The organism is Parasphingomonas frigoris (genome assembly GCF_036663815.1).
Taxonomy (GTDB): domain Bacteria; phylum Pseudomonadota; class Alphaproteobacteria; order Sphingomonadales; family Sphingomonadaceae; genus Sphingomonas.
The window spans coordinates 1-1,196 of record NZ_JAXOJQ010000064.1 but is presented as its reverse complement, the minus strand read 5'-3'; the positions used below and the strand labels follow the sequence as shown (position 1 = coordinate 1,196).

Here is a 1,196-nt window from a genome sequence, read left to right as displayed (position 1 = left end):
CTGTCAGGCATGGGCACCACACGTTGGAATCAATCCACTAGGTCGAGCCGGAAGAGCAAGCTCGCCGACGCGATCCGGTACGCCCTGACCCGCTGGACCGGGTTGACCCGGTTCCTCGATGACGGTCGCATCGAGATCCAATATCGCCGAGCGTTCGATCCGGCGGCTGGTGCTCAATTGCTAGAATGCGCTCTTTGCCGGTTCCGATGATGGTGCCGCCAACTGGGCCGTCATCGCCTCGCTGATCGAGACCTGCAAACTGAACAGCATCAACCGTCAAGCGTGGCTCGCCGACACGCTATGCCGGCTCGCCGGCGGTCACCCGGCCAACAAGATCGACACGCTTATGCCGTGGAAGCGAGCCCCCGGCGTGGTGCGAGAACGCCGCTTACGGATGAGCGAACGCAGCGCCTCCTGACCATTCCTGGCATCGGCGCGCTGAACGCGACGGCGCTGGTAGCTGCAGTTGGCGACCCTCGAGTTTTCGGACGGGGGACGGATCTTGCCGCCTGGCTTAGGCTCGTGCCGCGTCAAGCGATGACCGGGGGTAAACAGCGGTTGCTCGGCATCGCCAAGCGCGGAGGCCGCTATCTGCGAAAAAACCTGATCCACGGTGCCCGAGCATTACTGCCGACTATGGGCAAGAGCGCCCACGACTTGGCGCCTAGCTGCGCGGCTTTCTTTCACGTTTCCATCACGACACCGCCGTGGAGGCCCTGGCAGCCAAGGTGGTGAGTATCGTCTGGGCGCTGCTGCGTCGGGGCGCCCAACAGCGCTGCCGCCAGAGATACCGTTCAGAACCGCTCGGTTCTCGGTCGGACGCCGTCCGCGACCACGCATCGATGGTTCGATCGCCAACAGACCCTTCAAGACCCGCCACTCCGCCTCGCTCAGATCGCCCCAGCTCACTCATGCCTTCAAAGGGAAGCCCTGAATCAACCGTTCGATCCAGCGTCAACTAATCCGTCCACGCTCCCTAGCCAGTCATCGCCGTTGCTCTAAACGAGAGTGCAAACGTTTCAGGGCAGCGAGGCCTAAGGCTTGGATGCGTCGTTTTTTTTACGGAAGATCAGGCTGCGACGTGCTATTGCTCGTCGCGGTCGGCAGCGAACGCAGATGCAAGGCTTTGTCCAATGCACTCTAAAAATTAAGAAGCGGATATAAGAATTGACAAAACTTGCGATGGTCAATCCGAG

The 1,196-nt window shown here is 61.0% G+C and carries 2 pseudogenes; both read left to right on the top strand.

The window, feature by feature from the left end:
• Nucleotides 1-418 (top strand): annotated as a pseudogene (locus U1872_RS22485) (transposase domain-containing protein); the annotation flags it as partial.
• Nucleotides 415-631 (top strand): annotated as a pseudogene (locus tag U1872_RS22480) (transposase); the annotation flags it as partial. The pseudogenes U1872_RS22485 and U1872_RS22480, both read left to right, overlap by 4 nt.
• Between the last annotated feature and the right edge of the window lie 565 nt (nt 632-1,196).